Raw genomic sequence first — 18,396 nt, forward strand, 5'->3', positions numbered from 1 at the left:
CATCTATGGAAAAAGAACTTAATGAGGAAGTATTGCTTCCAACCGACACCTTTGCGTCCGAAATAGATGCGGGTCTCTCGGCAAGCCCGAAGGCCATTTCCTCCAGGTATTTCTACGATGCAGAAGGAGACAGGCTGTTTCAAAAAATTATGCAACTGGATGAGTACTATCTCTCCAGGGCTGAGTATGCCATATTTAAAGAACACAAAGAGCTGCTTCTTCAATATTTTGCCGACCAGAGAACTGCCTTTCATTTAATGGAATTTGGTGCTGGGGACGGGTGGAAGACCAAGGTGCTGCTGCGTCACTTCATAGAGCAACACGCAAAATTCGACTACCGGCCCATCGACATATCAGGCAATGTACTTCAGGAATTGGAAAGCTCTCTCAAAACGGAGCTCCCTTCTTTGCAGGTACAAGGCATGGAAGGCGAATATTTCGAAGTGCTGAACCAAATGCAAAAGACCGACGGGCAAAGAAAGGTAGTGCTATTTCTGGGGTCGAATATTGGCAACTTCAGGCAGCACCAAGCCATCAGTTTCCTTTCTTCGCTCAGAGCAAGTCTGAACCAAGGCGACATGGTACTTATAGGCTTTGATATGAAGAAGGATCCGCACGTGATCCGAAACGCTTACGACGATGCCAGCGGAGTTACGAGAGATTTCAATATGAATCTGCTCAAAAGGCTCAACATAGAGCTCGGTGCTAATTTTGATTTGACAAAATTCAAACACTATCAGTCGTACGATCCCCAGTCTGGTGAATGCAGGAGCTATTTAATCAGCCTTGCCGAACAAGAAGTGACCATGCAGGCGATAGGGGTCAGCTACTATTTCAAAAAATGGGAGCCCATTCATGTGGAGATTTCCAGGAAGTTTGATTTCGAAACAATTAACGAATTGGCTGCCAGCAGTGGGTTTGGTGTCGTAAAAAACCTCCAGGACACGGATGAATATTTCACTGATTCCCTGTGGGTGGCTACCTGATAGTTTACCGGAGAAAATCCTTTGCGTTTAATTAACACTGGTCTATCTTTGCACTCCCAATAAAGGTTTTAATGCGCAAGTGGTGAAATTGGTATACACGCTACTTTGAGGGGGTAGTGGGCGTTAGCCCGTGGGGGTTCGAATCCCCCTTTGCGCACTTCTTTTCTATCTTCCCAAAACTTTTTTATTTCCACCAAAATCACTCATATTTGTGTAACAAATAACACACTGATTATTAGTGAAATGAGCCTAAACATAGCCCTCCTAAAAAAAATCTGCGAGACACCAGGTGCCCCAGGATACGAAAAAAAGGTCAGAGACCTGGTAATTAAAGAAGTTGCGCCTTTAGTCGATACTTTGGAGGTAGATAACCTTGGGAATATTATTTGCATAAAAAAGGCTAGAAATAACAAGGACAATAAAAAGGTAATGGTTGCCGCACACATGGACGAAATAGGCTTTATTGTGAAGCATATTGACGATGCAGGCTTCCTTCGCTTTCACACGCTCGGCGGCTTCGATCCAAAGACACTGACTGCCCAAAGAGTTATCGTTCACGGCAGGAAAGACCTTGTAGGCGTGATGGGCACCAAGCCCGTGCACGTAATGAGCGCTGAAGAAAAAAAGAAGCTCCCGGAGACCACCGATTTCTTCATCGACATGGGAATGACCAAAGACGAAGTGGTCAAATATATCAGCATTGGAGATACGGTTACCAGAGAGAGAGAACTGATAGAAATGGGAAACTGCGTCAACTGCAAGTCTATTGACAACCGAATTTCGGTCTTCATTTTGATTGAAACTCTCAGAAACATCAAGGATTTTCCTCACGACATCTATGGAGTGTTCACTGTGCAGGAGGAAGTTGGCCTTCGGGGTGCACAGGTGGCTGCGCACACCATTAACCCTGATTTTGGTCTGGCTCTCGACACCACCATTGCCTTCGACGTGCCAGGAGCGCAAGCGCATGAAAAAGTGACGGAACTTTCGAAAGGGGCAGCCATCAAAATCATGGATTCTTCTGCTATCTGCGACTACCGAATGGTGGACTACCTGAAAAAGACAGCTGATAAAAATAAAATAAAATGGCAACCTGAAATTCTTACTGCGGGCGGCACCGACACGGCCTATGTGCAGAGAATGGGTAAAAACGGCGCTATTTCAGGCGCTATTTCCATCCCTACCCGCCATTTGCATCAGGTAATTGAAATGGCCCACAAAGAAGACGTACAATCGTGCATTAATTTGCTCTCTTCTGCGTTATCAGAGTTAGACCAGTACAACTGGAGCCACTAACATGAAAAAACTGCTTGTTCTGCTGCTTTTGACAATTGGTATTGTACTTGGCAGCTTTGCTCAGCAACCTGCCACTCTTCAAATTACCGGGAGTCTACTCGACAAAGAAAGCCTGGATCCGCTACCGTTTGCCACCGTGCTTGTGAAAGGCTCTTTCCACGGCACTATCACCAGCTCTCAAGGGCTTTTTACCTTGCTCGTCCACCCCACCGACACCGTGCAGTTTTCAATGGTGGGTTACAAAACCTCCGAGCTCATCATTCCTGCAGGCATGAAAGAAAATCGCTATGCGCTGCTGGAGCTGATGGAAAAGTCGACTGTAGTGCTCAAAGAGCTTAAAGTGTATCCGTGGCCAAGTGCCTCACAATTCCATTCTGCCTTCCTTGGCGTTACCCTCCCACCAACCGAGCAGGACAAAACCGATATGATGCAGAAAGAGCTCGAGGCCACGATGAGAAACTCCTATGAGTCGGAAAAATACTACGACGAGCAGCTGAGGAACCGGCAAATCTATCAGCTGACAGGTCAAATCCCCCCAAATCATTTTCTTGACCCGGTAAGGTGGCTGGACTTTATAGAAGAGTTGCGAGCGAAAAATAAAAAATAATTGAAGTGCAGATCGGCGAAACACCGACGCCAAGTCTGGATTCATTCGTCAAATGCTGGTACATTGGTACTAAATGGCTTTGCTGTGAATACTACCCAATCCTCCATTCAGTTTCGTCTAATTAAACCAAGTGAGCTGGCAGTAGCCACAGCGCTGCTGGAACAGGCCTCACTTGTTGTTTCGGACATTTCGGAAAAAGTGAAGTTATTTGGCCTTTTTAGCGACAATAGCCTACTGGCACTGGCAGGTCTTGAGGTATTTGAGAATGAGGCACTGCTGCGCTCAGTTTGTGTGCCTGCACAGGAAAAAGGAAAAGGGTATGGACAGCAGATAATAAGGACCCTCGAAAATGATGCAGCGAGGAACGGAATCACTGATCTGTATTTGCTTACCACTACAGCCAGCAAATTTTTTGAGAGAATAGGATATAAAGTGGCCGACCGGAATACTGCGTCCGATGCGATAAAAAATACTTCCGAATTTTCAGATTTATGCCCCTCCACAGCTGTTTTTATGCATAAAACATTGCGTTTCTAGTCCGAAGACGATAACTAATCGTATTTCTCATGGGGAATCCGCCGAAATTAGCTAAATAAGCATATTGATTTCTCATTCTTTCTATGTTGAGCCAATTGCCCAAAAGCCTACTCATCTTTCTTCTCATATTTGCTTGCGGTTGCAAAAGCCTTCGCTTGCCATCTTCCGTTAAAATTCTGAGAGGCCCGAGCATGCCAACCGGCATATTTGAGATGGGCTATGCAACCGATGGAAAAATTATCTTTTCTATTGGGGGAACCACTTTTTTAGGCAGAGGAAGGCAATCTGTCGGTGAAGTCTATTTGTTTTCGCCATTTGCCGGAGGGTGGGAAAAGGCTCATTTCAACGACAAACCACTTGTAAAAGGGCACACCAACAGCGTGTACCTGCCAGATTTCAATATTATAGTTTCTACCGGCTTCACTGACATCCAGAAAGGTGACTTTTACACTTTCCCCCTGGAAATTCTTGACCTTAGAGACTATCATGTCGACTACCTGCGAAGCAATCCCCACTGGGCTCAGGGAAGCCAGATAGTTCACTGGAATAGTAAAGCCTATGTTTTTGGGGGGATAGCCTTCGAGGAAGACGGATCCACCCATTTCTCAAATCGGATGCTTAGCTACAATCCTGCCTCCGGTGAATGGGAAGACCTGGCGCCGATGCCTTCCACACGAGTCACCTACGGAGCCGTCGTTGGCAATAGCCTGTATACTTTCGGTGGTTTTGATAACGAACACACATACGCAGACATATGGCGCTACGATTTTGAAGGAGACTTTTGGGAAACCGTGGGATACTTGCCCTATGCTGCCAGCCATTTCTCCGTTGCAGCAAAATATCCCTACATATTCCTCTCTAATGTGGGGCAAGAAAACAACATTATCGGCCGGGTGGACATCAGAGATGGCTCGTTCAAAGAGTTTGAAACCTGGATGACCATCGTGTCGCCTGGCTCCGCTATCATAGGCGATTATTTGTACATTTTCGGAGGTACGTGGGACGATGGGCGAACAGCCAGTAACAAAACCTTCAAAATATCATTGACCGAGTTGATGGTGCCGGAGTAATAGCCTGCATATATCGTGGCCAATGAAAACAATTCCACCCTTTATTATCTCTCAGCGCAAATAAGCTTACCTTCTGCGTAAAAATTAAGGAACCCTGTAATTATAGCTCAAGAGCCAATACCTATTACCCAAACCAAATCAACCTAATGCCCCACCTTCAGTCGGATCTTCAGGCGCAATATATGTCGCTGGTAAAAGAGAATGCCGGCATTATCTATAAGGTCATACGACTCTATATTGATAATATTGAAGACCAAAAGGACCTGTACCAGGAGATTGTTCTCCAGGCTTGGCATTCCTTTACGAGGTTCGACGGGCGTTCAAAATTTTCTACCTGGCTATACAAGGTGAGCCTCAATACAGTGCTCACATTCAGGAGAAAAAACAGCAGAATACCTACTGATGATTTAGAGAAGGCATCAGGCTACGCATTGCCTGGTGACAAAAATGATGATACAGAAATGCTCATGATGGCCATCAAATCGCTTGGAGAAACGGATCGGGCAATCGTTTCTCTCCATCTGGATGGCTACGAAAATGAGGAAATAGCCGAGATCACCGGTTTGACTAAGAATCATGTGGCCGTCAAACTCCACAGGATCAAGCAGCAATTGACCAAAAAATTAAACGGCTAAGGGTATGGACTTGAAAAAAACATGGGATAAAATGCAAATGGACCAGTTCTCCATGGGGATACTGAACGACAAGGATATTCTGGAAGCCATGCACAAAAAATCGCACGGCCCGGTTCAGAAAATTCAAACAGGATTTACCGTCAAGCTGGCTTTCATTGTCGCATTTACATTTATTTTCCTTTATATCGGCATCAAAATAAAAGAGCCTCTGGTGAGCGGCCTGCAGTTTTTTATGGCAGGCGTTTATTTCACTGCTTTCTTCCTATTCTTAAGCCAGAACAAACGAATTAAGGCGGGCATTCCCATGGACGAAGGCTTGCTAACCAACCTAAAAAACTATCATGCATTTGTGAGTAAAGTGCTGCGACAGGAAGAAAGGATCGCACTCTTTATCTATCCTGTCGCTCTTACGGCAGGCTTTCTTCTGGGCTTCACGACTCAAGCGACTCTCGATGAATTCTTCGAAAGTCGCACGGCCATTATTTTGCTTATCGCTTGCTGGATAGTGCTGACCCCACTCAGCCACCTGCTTGCCCGATGGATGAACAAGGTGTCATTCGGCAAATACCTGAATGAGTTGGAGTCACATATTGCCGAGCTCGAAAAAGAGTAGCACTCTTCATCGCACACTAAATCTCCTCCAGGTACCTGTGCACAAAGCTGATGGCCATGGCCCCCTCTCCTACGGCTGACGCCACCCTGTTCATCGCATTCATGCGCACGTCGCCGGCAGCAAAAATGCCCGGTTGGCAAGTCTCCAGCGCAAAGGGCTCTCTTGCTTGTTTCCACTTCTTTTTAAAATCAGGAAACTGCACCAAATCACGACCTGTGGCAATAAACCCCTTGTCGTTTTTGATGATAAGATCACCCAACCATTCTGTGTAAGGCTTGGCACCAATGAAAATAAAGATCGCCCTTGCTTCGACTTTGTTTTTCTGGCCGTTCGAAATATTGGATAGCTCAAGATGGGTAAGCCGCTCATTCTCACCAAAAGCTTCTGTGACCTCAGTGCATGGCACCAGTTCAATGTTTGGTGTTGCGTTGATCTGATCGATGAGGTAAGATGACATGGTGGAAGTAAGGTCTTCCTTGCGAACAACAATGAATACTTTTCTGGCAAATCTTGAAAGATACATGGCGCCCTGCCCGGCAGAGTTGCCTCCGCCTACCACAAACACATCGCCGTCTTTGCATGCCGCAGCTTCGGTGGTGGCAGCTCCGTAATAAACCCCCGCTCCGGTGAATTGCTCCAGCCCTTTGGTGTCCAGCTTGCGATAGTCCACACCGGTAGTAATCACCACACTCTTCGCATGTATGACGCTTCCATTGGTCAGTGTGATAATTTTGTAGGGATCTTTCACCTCCACCTTATTCACTGCTTGTGGAGATAAAAACTCAACCCCAAACCGGGTGGCTTGTGTTATTGCTCTCCTTGACAGGTCAGCTCCGCTAAGCCCGCTTGGGAAGCCGAGGTAGTTCTCGATTCTCGAGCTGGTACCCGCCTGTCCGCCAGGGGCACGTCGCTCTACCAGCAGGGTTTTCAAGCCCTCGGAGCCGCCGTAAACCCCGGCTGCGAGACCGGCCGGCCCGGCGCCTATGATCACCACATCGTACAGCTCTTCCTTAGCCCGGGGATTCAGGCCGATGCTTTCAGCCAAAGTTTCGGCTGTTACTCCCTTCAGCACAGCGCCATTATCCAAAACCACGGCGGGGAAATCCTTTGCCACCAAAGCATGCAGCGCAATAAGCTCTTTGGCTTTCTCATTGGTTTCCACATCCAGCCATTGGAAGGGAAACAGGTTGCCCGAAAGAAAATCCTTCAGAGAGTGGGTTTTAGGGCTGAATTGGTACCCAAGAATCCTCAATCCGTCAAAATCCGGGATATAGCCCGCTTGCCACTCGTCCAGAAGGTCGTTGAGGATCGGAAAGAGCTTTTCTTCAGGTGGATCCCACGGCTTCATCAGGTAGTAGTCGAGCTGCACATCATTGATGGCCTTGATGGCTGCGTCGGTGTCGGAATAGGCAGTTAACAACACCCGCTTTGCTTCAGGAAAAATTACCCTGGCCTTTTCAAGAAAAGCTACGCCCTCCATTTCGGGCATGCGCTGGTCGGAGATAAACAAGGCCACTTCCTCCCCTGCCTTTTTGATATCCAGCAGTACCTCCAGCCCTTCATTTGCCGACTCGGTATTCATAATCCTGTAGTCGTCACGAAACTCGTTGCGCAAATCTCTGCGTATCGCTTTTAGCACTTGCGGGTCGTCATCAACCGAAAAAATAACTGGCTTCTTCATTGGTTACTTGTCTTTCAATGGGATACATACGGTAAAAATAGTTTCACCCGGACGGGAGGCGGCCTTTAGTGTACCATTGTGTTGTTCAACAATATTTTTGGCTATTTCAAGCCCCAGCCCCGAGCCCTTTCCCACCTCTTTGGTAGTGAAAAATGGGTCGAAAATCTTGCCTAAAAGGTCTGGAGGAATACCAGGGCCGTTATCGATGATATGCACTTTCACAAACTCTCCATCCTTTACCGACTTCACTGTTAGCATCGGCGAAGGCACTCCTTCCAGCGCATCAATGGCGTTGTCGATAATATTTGTCCACACCTGATTCATTTCTCCAGCCAGCAGATTAATTGGAGGAATACCCGAAGCCACGTCGATGGCCAACGAAATATTGGCTTTCCTGATTTTGTGGTCAAGCATCGTCAGCGTATCCTTGATGCCAATGTGGATATTGGTCGGGGCTTTGTCGTGCCCCCTGTCCATGTGGGAATACGATTTCACCGACTGTACCAGCTTGGAAATGCGAGTGGAGGCCTCGTTGATATCGCCAACCATGCGTTCGGTAGTCAATACATTGTCGAGCCAGAACAGCACAGGCAGAAGCTCTTTTTCTGGAATATACTCCCTAACCATATCCAGTTCCTTGGGCCCTATTCCATATTCGATAAAGTTTTCTGCAAGGTCGTCTCCCCCTTCCAGGTCATTGTCGTCGAACCAGTCCAGAATTTCTTCTTCTTGTTTATTTCTCTCTCTCAATCCCAGGTTTTGACGCCCCGCTTTGGCTTTTTCATAAAGAATTGCATTCACAGCATCTACTTGCTCCTCTTCAAGCTTCATCGATATCACCTGCTTGAACCTTTCAGGGGTGTAGGCCAGGTGCTTTTTGAGTTCATCGGAACTTCTGACTATAGCTGCGGCAGGGTTGTTAAGCTCATGAGCGAGGCCTGCAGAGAGCTTACCAAGGGCCATCATCTTTTCATTTTGCCGCTGCATAGAAGTAAACTCCCTCACCCTGGAGGTCATTTCGTGCACAAGCTTCTCAGTCAAATCATAGTGTGTGCACACAAGCTCTTTTAACTTTTCTCGGGAAGTAAGGAGCACAGTGGTTGGTTGAACCACTTCTGCATAACCAACCGCCGTTTTTAACCTGGAAAAAGGCAGCAGCCCGCTTATATCTGGCGGCTCAAGCTCAAAAAGCTCCCTCTTTTGGTTGTTTTGTATAGCGTAGGCCCTTGCCTTTCCCGAAAGGAGAATCATCATATGATCGGCAGCATCGCCCTTTTTAAATAAGAACTCTCCTTCCTGGAAGTCACGGCATTCAGAATTGTCGATCAGCCACTGCAACTGATTATCCGAAACCCCCTGGAGGCTAGGGTTCTCCTGTAGTGCTTTTAATAAATCCATATTGATAAATGATGGTTCGAAAGACACCTTTGGCATTGAAGAAGGTTTGAGGCTTCCTCCAATTTGGTATCTTTCACAAAAGATATCACCAAAATGCTAAAAAGAGATTCATTAGTTCCATTTCTTATATTTTCTGTCTGTTTCCTCCATAGCTGCGAAACCCCAAAGCCTGTCAGCGAAAACATACCCGGAATTAATGCAGATGCCTCCTCACCAATCTATACCACCTACGCTGCCGCCAGAGAGCGCTCCGCCTTTATCCTCGATGAGGGCTATGAGTTCGTTTTTAATGATGACGAAACATTCCCTGTTTTTACTTCAGACACAGGTGGAGAAATTGGGTTTTCTTTTGCAACAAAGGACAGTTGGATTTATAAAACGGGCGACTACGTACAAAAACCAGTCATCCATTCGTCGTTTCCTGATGAAGTGAACTTTTCATTTTCGCCTATTGGTGGCATTGAAGTAAAGAGTAAGTTTTTAGTGTACAGCTCTGTGTCTGCAGTACTGGAAAGCACATTTATCAACAATACCGATTCTACCGTTTCCTTTGACTACATCCCTTTTATTCAGGGAAATAGCAGGCTTTTCAACGGCTATTGGCTCGGGGACGGAGTACTACGCTTTAACCACGAGGAATTCCCAGACACCTGGACAGTTGGACATAAAGTACCATTCACAGATTCGCTGCAAAACTTTTTCAAAATGTCGGTTGAGCCAGATCAGGCTGGTGCTTTCAGCTCCTTTTCAGAGGAAGCCAGCTATTTACCCTGGAAAGTATTACCGGGGAAAATGCCGGTGACAGAAGTAAACGGCAGACTTTACAACGAGGGTGGCCAACGGGTATTGACGCAACTTCCTGAAGTGAGGCTCCAGGCCTATGTAGACAACGACACAAAACATCTTTTGACGGAAAGCAGCCCTGTCTTTGAGAGCCTGCAGGGCGCATTGAATTCAGACGGCTATTTCCGCATGGAGCTAAGTCAACTACCGGGCGCTGGCAGGGCTGCGCAATACACACTTACCGCTGTCGATGAAACATTGGGCATCGTTGCGCAGCGAACCGACTCCATCCCGCCGGCACGCACCCAGTTTTCAGGTAGCCTGCGACCTTCTGACATCAAATTACCAGCTGCTCCACAAAGATTTGAAGTGATCATGCAGGAAAAAAACAGAGCGGCCCTTAGCTGGAGCAAACCATCGGATGGCAATCAGGTTATCATTTACAGGAAAAAAGAAAACGATAGCTACTACACGCAATTTACCAGGCCGCTATCCACCACCAACCTGATGGTGCAACTGCCTACCGATGATATCTATTGCTTCGTGGCGGTGGGCGCTGGCACAGGTGGGGAAATTGGGATGCACACCCGGGAACGGAATACCCTGTCTGGCCATTCGCTCAAACAGGCAGTTGTGGCCAATGACTGGAAAGATGACAGCCTGAAATACTTCAAAATAGCGGCGTACAGCAAAAGTATCACACTAGCTCCCGGCGAATCGACCAGCATTCGGGTAGCAAGGTCGGTGGCTCCTTTGAAGAAAAAAACGGACTGGAAAGAGGCGGAAAAGCTTCTGGATAAAGACTTCACCCTGGACATGGGAGGCAGGCTGGCCTACCTGGAAAGTATGCCGGAGTTGTCCAGCCTTTCAGCCGACCAACAGTTGCTATACCTGTCGGGCTGGAACATGATGCAACAGGTGTTTTACCCCGCAGAAGGCAAGAGCAGCTACCCGTACTACGTCTTCAGCCGGGAGCCCGTGTGGGGCTGGGGCCATGGCGGGCAGGTGTTTCACGAAAGCCTGACGATGCTGGCGCTGGCACTACAGGATCCGGAGCTGGCTATGAACTCTCAAAGGGTGTTTAAAGAGAGGCAGTATGAGAACGGTTATATCAACTACCGGACGGGTGGCTATCTGGATGAAATCATTGAGCACGAGGGTGAACTCACCTCATCGGCCCCCTGGTATGCCTGGATCAACTGGGAAGTATATAAAGTCACGCAAGACAAAGATTTTTTGGCTGAAATGTATGAATCGAGCAAAAGGTTTTACGAGTTCTATGTTTCCAACCGGGACAAAGACGGCGACGGGCTTTGCGAATGGGGCGGGCATGCCATATTGGAATCGGTGAGGGATGCCGATGTGGCCGTATGGGACGAAGTGGGCTGGCCGGCGAACTTTGAGGCAGTGGATCTCAACTCCATGCTAGTGATGGAAGCGAAGTCGCTGGAGCAAATGGCAGCTGCTTTGGGAAAAACGGACGAGGCTGCCCGATGGAAAGCTGACCACGAGCAAAGAACTGTACTCATCAATGCTACTTTCTGGGATGAAACGACTGGCTTTTACTATAATGCCGACAAAGCAGACAACGACTTTACTTTTGAGAAAACAGACGACCTGAAGCGCATGGAAATTATCGGCTTTTTGCCAATGTGGGCCGGTATAGCCTCAAAAGAACAAGCCGACAAGCTGCTGGACCACCTAACCAATCCCGATAAATTCTGGCGTCCATATGGCGTGCCCAGCCTTGCGGCAGATGACCCTTTTTACAATGACAAAGGCTATTGGAATGGCCCAGTGTGGGTAGAATGGGACTATCTGATTCAGCGGGGATTGCAAAACTATGGATACGATGCTGAAGCAAAAGAACTGGTGAATCGGGTTTCAACCAGTATGATTTACCAGTTGAAAGAGAATCACAATCTTTGGGAATTTTATAGCCCCGATGAGCCCTGGGCCGGCTATCATCGCACCTATATTTGGGCGGGTATTGTGAATAGGATGATGTGGGATGTGCACAAATGAAGAGTAAGCCCAGCCTCGAACATCTCGATCCAAGCTTGATAGGAACTATTAGTGAAGAGCACTCCATATTAAAAAGCCATTAAATCGGTGCCGTGCTATTCTAAGTCTCGTTAATTACTTCTAACTAGTAGTAATTTACACGATCCCATGATCATAGCGGAGTTATTGCCCTCAGGCTACAATCCAGTGCTGGTCTTTACCATTGTGCTGCTGATTATTCTCCTTGCACCGATGGTCATGGAAAAGCTCCGCATGCCCGGAATCATCGGGATGATACTTGCCGGAGTGATATTTGGACCTTATGGGCTCAATGTGCTTGAGAACAATGCGGCCTTTCGGCTTTTTGGCACAGTCGGCCTTCTCTATTTAATGTTCGTGGCCGGGCTGGAGATGGACATGAACCAATTCAGACAAAGCAGGATGAAGAGCCTCACATTTGGCCTTCTCACGTTCACCATTCCGTTGGCCATTGGTTTCCCGGTTTGCTACTACCTCCTGGAATACAATTTTCTTGGCTCTTTGCTCATCGCTAGTATGTTCTCCACTCATACGCTGATCTCCTACCCGATCGTGCAGAAATTGGGCATCACTAAAAATGAAGCGGTGATCATTGCCATCGGAGGCACCATCATTACCGACGTTATGGTGCTTGTTTTGCTGGCCGTGATCTCAGCCACTTCCAATGGTGAATCAGACCTCATTACCTGGGTAAAGTTCGTGGGATCCTTTGGTGCGTCATCCCTTGTTGTTTTGGTAGGTTTTCCTGCATTGGCCAGGTGGTTTTTCCATCGAATAGAAGGAGAGAAAGTCTCACACTATATTTTTGTACTGACTCTCGTTTTTATCGCCGCTTTGCTCTTTGAGTTGTCTGGCGTAGAGCCCATCATAGGTGCCTTTCTGGCTGGCCTTTCCCTCAATCGGCTGATTCCCAAAGCCTCACCTTTAATGAGCCGGATTGATTTTATGGGAAATGCACTCTTTATTCCCTTTTTCCTGATCAGCGTAGGCCTGCTGATCAATATACCCGCCATTACCTCGAGCATGGAGACTGTTACCCTCGCTGTCACGCTGACATTGGTGGCACTACTCGGCAAGTGGATAGCCTCTTTGTTTACACAAAAAATACTCGGCCTGCAAAAAGACCAACGAAACCTGGTTTTTGGGCTAAGCAGCTCCCACGCCGCAGCCACTATTGCTGTGATTTTAGTTGGGTTCCGCCTTGGTATCGTTGGCGAAAATGTATTGGACGCAACCATACTCCTCATTTTTATCACCTGCCTTTTGGCATCATTGGTTACCGCCAGAGCAGGAAAAAAAATTGCCATCAAAAATTTGCCTGGTGCTACATCCGCAGCGCCATTGACGGAGCGAATACTAGTGCCAATTTCCAATCCCGCTACCATTGAATACCTGATAGATTTCGCCATGATGATCAAAACTCCGACTTCGATAGAGCCGGTAGTGCCCTTTGCAGTTGTGCGTGATAATGAGGAGGCCCACACCAACCTGGAAAACAGCCGAAAAATACTTGACAGGGCAGCGAAACATGCATCGGCCAGCAACAGCCTGGTGAATTTGGTCACCAGAATCGACGTCAACGCATCAAGTGCCATCAGCAGGGCCTCCAGGGAACTCGGCATAACCGACATTGTAATTGGCTGGCATTCGAAGCAAAAAACAGCGGACAAAATATTTGGAACCACGCTTGACCGCCTGCTGAAACAAACCGGTCAGACGCTCTTTGTGTGCCGACTTGTAACACCGCTCAATGCTTATAAGCGGCTAAAGCTTTTTATACCGGAAAATGCTGAGCTTGAAAAAGGGTTTGAGGACATCATGCTAAAGATCATTCGTATGACGAAGCATACCGAAGCGAGTTTGCTTATCTCAGGCAGCCATGCCTGCAAAGCCTCCATTGAATCACTGCTCCAAAAAAATAAAATGAAGGTTTTGATGCACTGGAATGTCCCCGAAGGTCGCCTCGATACGCAGTCTTTTTTTCAGCTAATTACTCCACAAGACATGGTCGTTTTGATAGGTGCCAGAGAAGGCTCAATCTCTTACGAGAAAGAATTTGATTCACTGCCGGAGATGATCACCACGCAGTTTTCATTAACCAATATTATTATCGTTTATCCGGCACAGTAATTCCAAAAAAGTTATTGCTAAAATCGACTCTGGCTAAACCTTTGAAAACCTGTTTAGCAAGGTATTTGATGCCCACCTTCATCACTTTCAGCTAACGGTTTATTTCAGAATTCCTTATATTCCCAAAAAACTACTTAAACATCGATTTTAAAAGATAGACACATGAAAAAGATACTTTTCAGCGCCCTTGCTGCCTTTGTTGCCATGTCGGCTTACGCCCAACAAAAAGGTGATCCAAAGCTCACAGAATTTTATGAGCCAGTGCCACCGGTGGTCACTCCTGGTGATACTCCATCCGATGCGCCGTCGGACGCTATTGTACTTTACAATGGCAGTGACCTGAGCGAATGGGTAAGCACCAATGATCCTTCAAAGCCTGCAGGCTGGACAAGCCTGGGCGGCGTAATTACCGTAGACAAAAGCCAGGGCAATATTCAGACGAAAAGAACCTTCACTGACTACCAACTGCACCTTGAGTGGTACGAGCCGGTGGGCATCACCGAAACCGGACAAGCCAGAGGCAATAGTGGTCTTTTCCTGGCCAGCACCGGCCCTGGCGACGATGGCTACGAAATCCAAATTCTTGACTGCTACAATAATGCTACTTACGTAAACGGCCAAACAGGAAGCATTTACAAACAAGGCGTGCCGCTTGCCAATGCGTGTAAGAAGCCTGGAGAGTGGCAGATTTATGACATTGTATGGACGGCTCCCCGCTTTAATAGTGATGGTTCTTTGAAAAGCCCTGCAAGAGTGACTGCTTTTCATAACGGCGTGTTAGTGCAAAATAATTTTGAGCTAAAAGGTGGTACTGTTTACATCGGACAGCCTTCTTACAAAAAGCATGGTGCTTCGCCTATCAAACTTCAGGCCCATGGCGACCCAAGCAAGCCGATCAGTTTCAGAAACATTTGGATAAGAGAGTTGTAAAAAGCACAGAAGACCGGAGGCGGAAGGTTGAAGTGGTGCCCACAGCACTAGTTGGCGGCACCACTGAATTTTGAAAGACGCCACACAGCGCAATTTTTGATCAACACAAAAAATATTTTAACTATGAAAAACATATTATTCAGCGCTTTAGCCTTTCTGGTAGCCTTTGGGGCTTGCGCACAGGTGAAAGAGGGTGAAGACCCAAAAACAACAGAAGTTTGGGAGCCCGCCGTGAAGAAAATAACTCCCGGCAAACAGTACGGTGCTCCGCCGTCAGATGCCATCGTGCTTTTTGATGGGAAAAACCTCGACAAATGGGAATCTGGAAAAGGCGGCCCGGCAGAGTGGACGGTAGCCGACGGTGCTGTGACCGTAGCGGCCGGCAAAGGAGTAATCCAAACTAAACAGAAATTTGACAACTATCAGCTTCACATTGAGTGGCGTGCTCCCTCCGAAATAAAAGGCGAAGGACAGGGCCGGGGCAACAGTGGTGTGTTTATGCAGGGCATTTACGAAGTGCAGGTGCTCGATAGCTACGAAAGCCGCACCTATTCAAATGGTCAGGCAAGCAGTATTTACAAGCAATCGCCTCCGCTCGTAAACGCCACAAGGGCACCAGGCGAGTGGCAGACATATGACATCATCTACACTGCTCCTGTTTTCAACGACAAAGGGGAAGTAGTGCACGAAGCAACTGTAACGGTGCTGCACAACGGCGTGGTCACTCAAAACCATACCCGCATCTGGGGAAACACGGCCTATATCGGGTCGCCAACCTACAAAGCCCATGGCAAAGGCCCGATCATGCTGCAGGATCATGGCAACCCTGTGAGCTTCAGGAATATTTGGATCAGGGAGATGTAGTCGGCAGTGTGAAAGTAATGAGTTATGAGTACGAAAGGGCTGGCTTTCTCTGAAATGTCGGCCCTTTCTATTGGATCGCAAACCTTTGCTGAGCCCCTTGTATAAATTTTCCCAAATCGAATCTCTTTTCGGAGTATCTTAAGCCTTCATAAACCTACCCAACCATGAACAGAAGGAAATTCTTCGACCAATCGATTAAAGCAACTGGTGCCGTAGCTGCCGTTGGCCTCACTGCCTGCGCAACTGAAGACAAACCCAAAGAAACAGTAGCAGAAGCAGGCCCATTCGACCACCTGAAGTCGATGGTGGACGACATGAAGCCGATCAGCAATGAGGAAAGGAAGCAGCGCATAGAAAAAGCGCAGCGGCTGATGGTGGAGAATAAAATCGACGCTCTATACCTGGAGTCAGGCTCTACGATGGTGTACTTCACGGGCATTAAGTGGGGACGTAGCGAACGGATGATGGCAGCCATTATCCCTGCCAAGGGAGAGCTGGCCTATGTGTGTCCGGCGTTTGAAGAGGAGAGACTGAAAGAAAGAATTCTGTTTGGCAACGACCTGAGGGTATGGCAGGAGCACGAAAGCCCTTACAAACTTGTAGGCAGCATTCTCAAAGACAATGGCATTAGTACCGGCAAAATTGGTGTTGAAGAATCTGTGCGGTTTTTCCTTTTCGACGGATTAAGAAAAGAGCTGCCGCAGATTCAGTTTGTAGACGCCTTCCCGGTAGCAGCTGGCTGCCGCATGATTAAATCTCCGACTGAGTTGGCGTTGATGAAAAGAGCCAATGAAATCACCATTGAAGCTTACAGAGCTGCGATTGCTGTCATGAAAGATGGCATGTCGCAATACGAGTTCAGCGGAAACATCTCTGCGGCATTCAAAAAGCTGGGAGTGACCGGTGGCGCCAGCGTGATGTTTGGGGAGTGGGCGGCCTACCCGCATGGCAGCCAAACGGCTCAAAGCATGAAAGAAGGCGACATCGTATTAATGGACGGGGGCTGCAACCTGCACGACTACTCGTCGGACATTACCAGAACCACGATCTTCGGCAAGCCCAAACAACGTCAAACTGACATCTGGAACAAAGTAAAAGAATCACAAACAGCCGCTATGGCAGCTGTGAAGCCTGGCGCTACTTGTGGTTCCATTGACGATGTAGGCCGCAAAGTAATTGAGGATGCCGGCTTCGGGCCAGGCTACAAAAACTTCTTCCACCGACTGGGCCATGGCATTGGCATGGATGGACACGAATGGCCTTATTTGGTGAAAGGCAACGAATTGAAACTACAACCCGGCATGTGCTTTAGCGACGAGCCTGGTATTTACATTTATGGAGAAATAGGCGTGCGTCTCGAAGACTGCTTTTATGTGACCGAAGACGGAGGCCAGTTGTTCACGCCGCAAAGTATTAGTATTGAGGAGCCGTTTGGGGTTTAGTCTCAAGATAAGGACTTTTAACTGCCGATAATTTGCCAGGGCACCCTGAAATATTTGTACCCAGACCTGCTGGTCTAGTCAATTAATCTACTTCGTCTGAAAACCGGGGGTTGATGAAGCTATTGTTGATAGATCCAAAACGGTAGTTAATGCCAAACCATGTGCCGTACTCATATCCTGACGCCAGTTGTTTACGGCGGGCGAGCACGTCTTCAACGCTAGATTCTCCTTTGGCAATGAACACCTGGTTCCTTGATAAACTTCCATAGAAGTTGACAAAAAAACTCAAGTTGCCTTTTACTCTCACATCGGCGTTTAAATCAATTTGAATACTATTTTGACTCCAATCGTGGAAGTAATTGAAATAGGAGGCTGTTGAACTCAGGTTACCCCATCTTTGCTTAAAGCTGACGACCGCCTGCGCTCTGTGGCCGTAAAGCCATTCGTTATTTTTGTCATAGATGGTTTCCTCATAATAGCTGTTGTTTCTAATGTCAGCCATGTAGGAAAGAGCAAAATACTTCGTATTTACCTCAGAATAAGGGAAAAAATTATACTCAATAGCTGGCCTTGCTCTTATGCTATGCTGGTAATTAGAAAATGTACTGTTTCTAATAAACACATAGTAGCCATAGGACCAATGATCATCAAAGCTATTGACAAACAGGTGATTGAGGTACCAGTTGGAGTTTCTCACAGAATAGGATTCTAACGTCCCATCATCATTCACATATTCAAAATCTGATCGTTCCCTGCCATATCCTACTCTCAGCTCGGTTCGATTTTCCGGCACCGTCCGATTGACCGAAATATAACTATTCAATTCAGTGTCCTTGTAGTTTTGATCCTCACTAAGGTTACCTCTTCCTCCCACACGAAAAACCCAATAGTCCCATTTATCTTCAGCTCTGGATGCCTCGTATTCGTCAGCATCCATCCCATCAGCTTTCATAGCCACCATCATTTCATTGATCCAGGACGTTTGTGCAACGTAGGGCACCAGCCCTATCTTGATCAAGTTCAATAGCTTTTCCCGATATTCTACGTCAGTAGCCGACGGTGGCATTGAAAAAGAAAGCGTATCCCTTTTACCGGAAAAATCATTCTGTCCAAAGAAAATGAGTTGGTAGGTTCTGCCACCGTTTCCGGCACGCTGGTCTGTTAACAGCAGATGGACGTCCGCCTGGGTTCTGTTATTCACAAAGTCGACCAGGTTGATTTCCGTTCGGATGTAGGTACGATCACATCTGGTGGAGCTACAATCCAAAAACAACTTAATTTTTTCTGTTTTTGGAGTTTGAGAAATTGATGGCAGGTAATTGGTAAGGCAAATCGAGGCAATCAGTAATACTGTCTTAAAATACATTAATAATGTTTAGGG

At 47.2% G+C, this 18,396-nt stretch carries 15 protein-coding genes and 1 tRNA gene; 13 read left to right on the forward strand and 3 right to left on the reverse strand.

Going from position 1 to position 18,396, the window contains the following annotated elements:
* Positions 1 to 5 precede the first annotated feature (5 nt).
* From AAC052_RS17315 to AAC052_RS17350, 8 genes are all read left to right on the forward strand, one after another.
* Positions 6 to 986 carry an L-histidine N(alpha)-methyltransferase gene (locus AAC052_RS17315; RefSeq protein ID WP_339814787.1) on the forward strand — a complete coding sequence of 327 codons (981 nt, stop codon included), beginning with the start codon at positions 6 to 8 and terminating at the stop codon, positions 984 to 986.
* A gap of 73 nt (positions 987 to 1,059) precedes the next feature.
* Positions 1,060 to 1,143, forward strand: a tRNA-Leu gene (locus tag AAC052_RS17320).
* A gap of 86 nt (positions 1,144 to 1,229) precedes the next feature.
* Positions 1,230 to 2,282: a M42 family metallopeptidase gene (locus AAC052_RS17325; protein ID WP_317488242.1), complete on the forward strand. Its 1,053-nt coding sequence runs from the start codon at positions 1,230 to 1,232 to the stop codon at positions 2,280 to 2,282.
* Position 2,283: 1 nt separating this feature from the next.
* The gene (locus AAC052_RS17330; protein ID WP_317488243.1) at positions 2,284 to 2,889 is read left to right on the forward strand and encodes a carboxypeptidase-like regulatory domain-containing protein; all 606 of its coding nucleotides are present in this window, start codon (positions 2,284 to 2,286) and stop codon (positions 2,887 to 2,889) included.
* An 84-nt stretch (positions 2,890 to 2,973) separates the two neighbouring features.
* Positions 2,974 to 3,426, forward strand: coding sequence for an arsenic resistance N-acetyltransferase ArsN2 (gene arsN2 / locus AAC052_RS17335; protein ID WP_339814788.1), 453 nt, complete (start codon positions 2,974 to 2,976; stop codon positions 3,424 to 3,426).
* A gap of 191 nt (positions 3,427 to 3,617) precedes the next feature.
* Complete coding sequence (locus AAC052_RS17340) at positions 3,618 to 4,496, forward strand: kelch repeat-containing protein (protein WP_339814790.1); 879 nt, start codon at positions 3,618 to 3,620, stop codon at positions 4,494 to 4,496.
* A gap of 146 nt (positions 4,497 to 4,642) precedes the next feature.
* A complete protein-coding gene (locus AAC052_RS17345) occupies positions 4,643 to 5,131 on the forward strand; it encodes a sigma-70 family RNA polymerase sigma factor (protein ID WP_339814791.1) in 489 nt (162 codons plus the stop codon).
* Positions 5,132 to 5,135: 4 nt separating this feature from the next.
* Positions 5,136 to 5,744 (forward strand): hypothetical protein, encoded by a 609-nt coding sequence (locus AAC052_RS17350; RefSeq protein WP_317488246.1) that lies wholly within the window; start codon positions 5,136 to 5,138, stop codon positions 5,742 to 5,744.
* Positions 5,745 to 5,760: 16 nt separating this feature from the next.
* Here AAC052_RS17350 and AAC052_RS17355 read toward each other — a convergent pair whose 3' ends face one another.
* Positions 5,761 to 7,425: an FAD-dependent oxidoreductase gene (locus AAC052_RS17355; RefSeq protein WP_317488247.1), complete on the reverse strand. Its 1,665-nt coding sequence runs from the start codon at positions 7,423 to 7,425 to the stop codon at positions 5,761 to 5,763.
* 3 nt (positions 7,426 to 7,428) lie between these two features.
* The gene (locus AAC052_RS17360; protein WP_339814793.1) at positions 7,429 to 8,859 is read right to left on the reverse strand and encodes an ATP-binding protein; all 1,431 of its coding nucleotides are present in this window, start codon (positions 8,857 to 8,859) and stop codon (positions 7,429 to 7,431) included.
* Positions 8,860 to 8,916: 57 nt separating this feature from the next.
* Here AAC052_RS17360 and AAC052_RS17365 point away from each other — a divergent pair, with 57 nt between their 5' ends.
* From AAC052_RS17365 to AAC052_RS17385, 5 genes are all read left to right on the forward strand, one after another.
* A complete protein-coding gene (locus tag AAC052_RS17365) occupies positions 8,917 to 11,631 on the forward strand; it encodes a trehalase family glycosidase (RefSeq protein ID WP_339814794.1) in 2,715 nt (904 codons plus the stop codon).
* Positions 11,632 to 11,778: 147 nt separating this feature from the next.
* Positions 11,779 to 13,779, forward strand: a complete 2,001-nt coding sequence (locus tag AAC052_RS17370; RefSeq protein ID WP_339814795.1) for a cation:proton antiporter — start codon at positions 11,779 to 11,781, stop codon at positions 13,777 to 13,779.
* A 162-nt stretch (positions 13,780 to 13,941) separates the two neighbouring features.
* Positions 13,942 to 14,709: a DUF1080 domain-containing protein gene (locus AAC052_RS17375; RefSeq protein WP_317488251.1), complete on the forward strand. Its 768-nt coding sequence runs from the start codon at positions 13,942 to 13,944 to the stop codon at positions 14,707 to 14,709.
* 123 nt (positions 14,710 to 14,832) lie between these two features.
* Entirely contained in the window at positions 14,833 to 15,573 is a 741-nt protein-coding gene (locus AAC052_RS17380; protein WP_317488252.1) for a DUF1080 domain-containing protein, read from the forward strand.
* 164 nt (positions 15,574 to 15,737) lie between these two features.
* Positions 15,738 to 17,015 (forward strand): Xaa-Pro peptidase family protein, encoded by a 1,278-nt coding sequence (locus AAC052_RS17385; RefSeq protein ID WP_339814796.1) that lies wholly within the window; start codon positions 15,738 to 15,740, stop codon positions 17,013 to 17,015.
* 82 nt (positions 17,016 to 17,097) lie between these two features.
* Here AAC052_RS17385 and AAC052_RS17390 read toward each other — a convergent pair whose 3' ends face one another.
* On the reverse strand, positions 17,098 to 18,381 hold the full coding sequence (locus AAC052_RS17390) for a hypothetical protein (protein ID WP_339814797.1): 1,284 nt from the start codon (positions 18,379 to 18,381) through the stop codon (positions 17,098 to 17,100).
* Positions 18,382 to 18,396 lie beyond the last annotated feature (15 nt).

Origin of the sequence: uncultured Imperialibacter sp. (genome assembly GCF_963974565.1) — a bacterium.
Taxonomy (GTDB): domain Bacteria; phylum Bacteroidota; class Bacteroidia; order Cytophagales; family Cyclobacteriaceae; genus Imperialibacter; species Imperialibacter roseus.

What these genes read in the sequence shown, in the direction of transcription:
- AAC052_RS17360 (WP_339814793.1), bottom strand. Translation starts at nt 8,859, where the DNA reads ATGCCAAAGGTGTCTTTCGAACCATCATTTATCAATATGGATTTATTA.
- AAC052_RS17345 (WP_339814791.1), top strand. Translation starts at nt 4,643, where the DNA reads ATGCCCCACCTTCAGTCGGATCTTCAGGCGCAATATATGTCGCTGGTA.
- AAC052_RS17325 (WP_317488242.1), top strand. Translation starts at nt 1,230, where the DNA reads ATGAGCCTAAACATAGCCCTCCTAAAAAAAATCTGCGAGACACCAGGT.
- AAC052_RS17365 (WP_339814794.1), top strand. Translation starts at nt 8,917, where the DNA reads ATGCTAAAAAGAGATTCATTAGTTCCATTTCTTATATTTTCTGTCTGT.
- AAC052_RS17330 (WP_317488243.1), top strand. Translation starts at nt 2,284, where the DNA reads ATGAAAAAACTGCTTGTTCTGCTGCTTTTGACAATTGGTATTGTACTT.
- AAC052_RS17350 (WP_317488246.1), top strand. Translation starts at nt 5,136, where the DNA reads ATGGACTTGAAAAAAACATGGGATAAAATGCAAATGGACCAGTTCTCC.
- AAC052_RS17375 (WP_317488251.1), top strand. Translation starts at nt 13,942, where the DNA reads ATGAAAAAGATACTTTTCAGCGCCCTTGCTGCCTTTGTTGCCATGTCG.
- AAC052_RS17355 (WP_317488247.1), bottom strand. Translation starts at nt 7,425, where the DNA reads ATGAAGAAGCCAGTTATTTTTTCGGTTGATGACGACCCGCAAGTGCTA.
- AAC052_RS17370 (WP_339814795.1), top strand. Translation starts at nt 11,779, where the DNA reads ATGATCATAGCGGAGTTATTGCCCTCAGGCTACAATCCAGTGCTGGTC.
- AAC052_RS17385 (WP_339814796.1), top strand. Translation starts at nt 15,738, where the DNA reads ATGAACAGAAGGAAATTCTTCGACCAATCGATTAAAGCAACTGGTGCC.
- AAC052_RS17340 (WP_339814790.1), top strand. Translation starts at nt 3,618, where the DNA reads ATGCCAACCGGCATATTTGAGATGGGCTATGCAACCGATGGAAAAATT.
- AAC052_RS17315 (WP_339814787.1), top strand. Translation starts at nt 6, where the DNA reads ATGGAAAAAGAACTTAATGAGGAAGTATTGCTTCCAACCGACACCTTT.
- AAC052_RS17390 (WP_339814797.1), bottom strand. Translation starts at nt 18,381, where the DNA reads ATGTATTTTAAGACAGTATTACTGATTGCCTCGATTTGCCTTACCAAT.
- AAC052_RS17380 (WP_317488252.1), top strand. Translation starts at nt 14,833, where the DNA reads ATGAAAAACATATTATTCAGCGCTTTAGCCTTTCTGGTAGCCTTTGGG.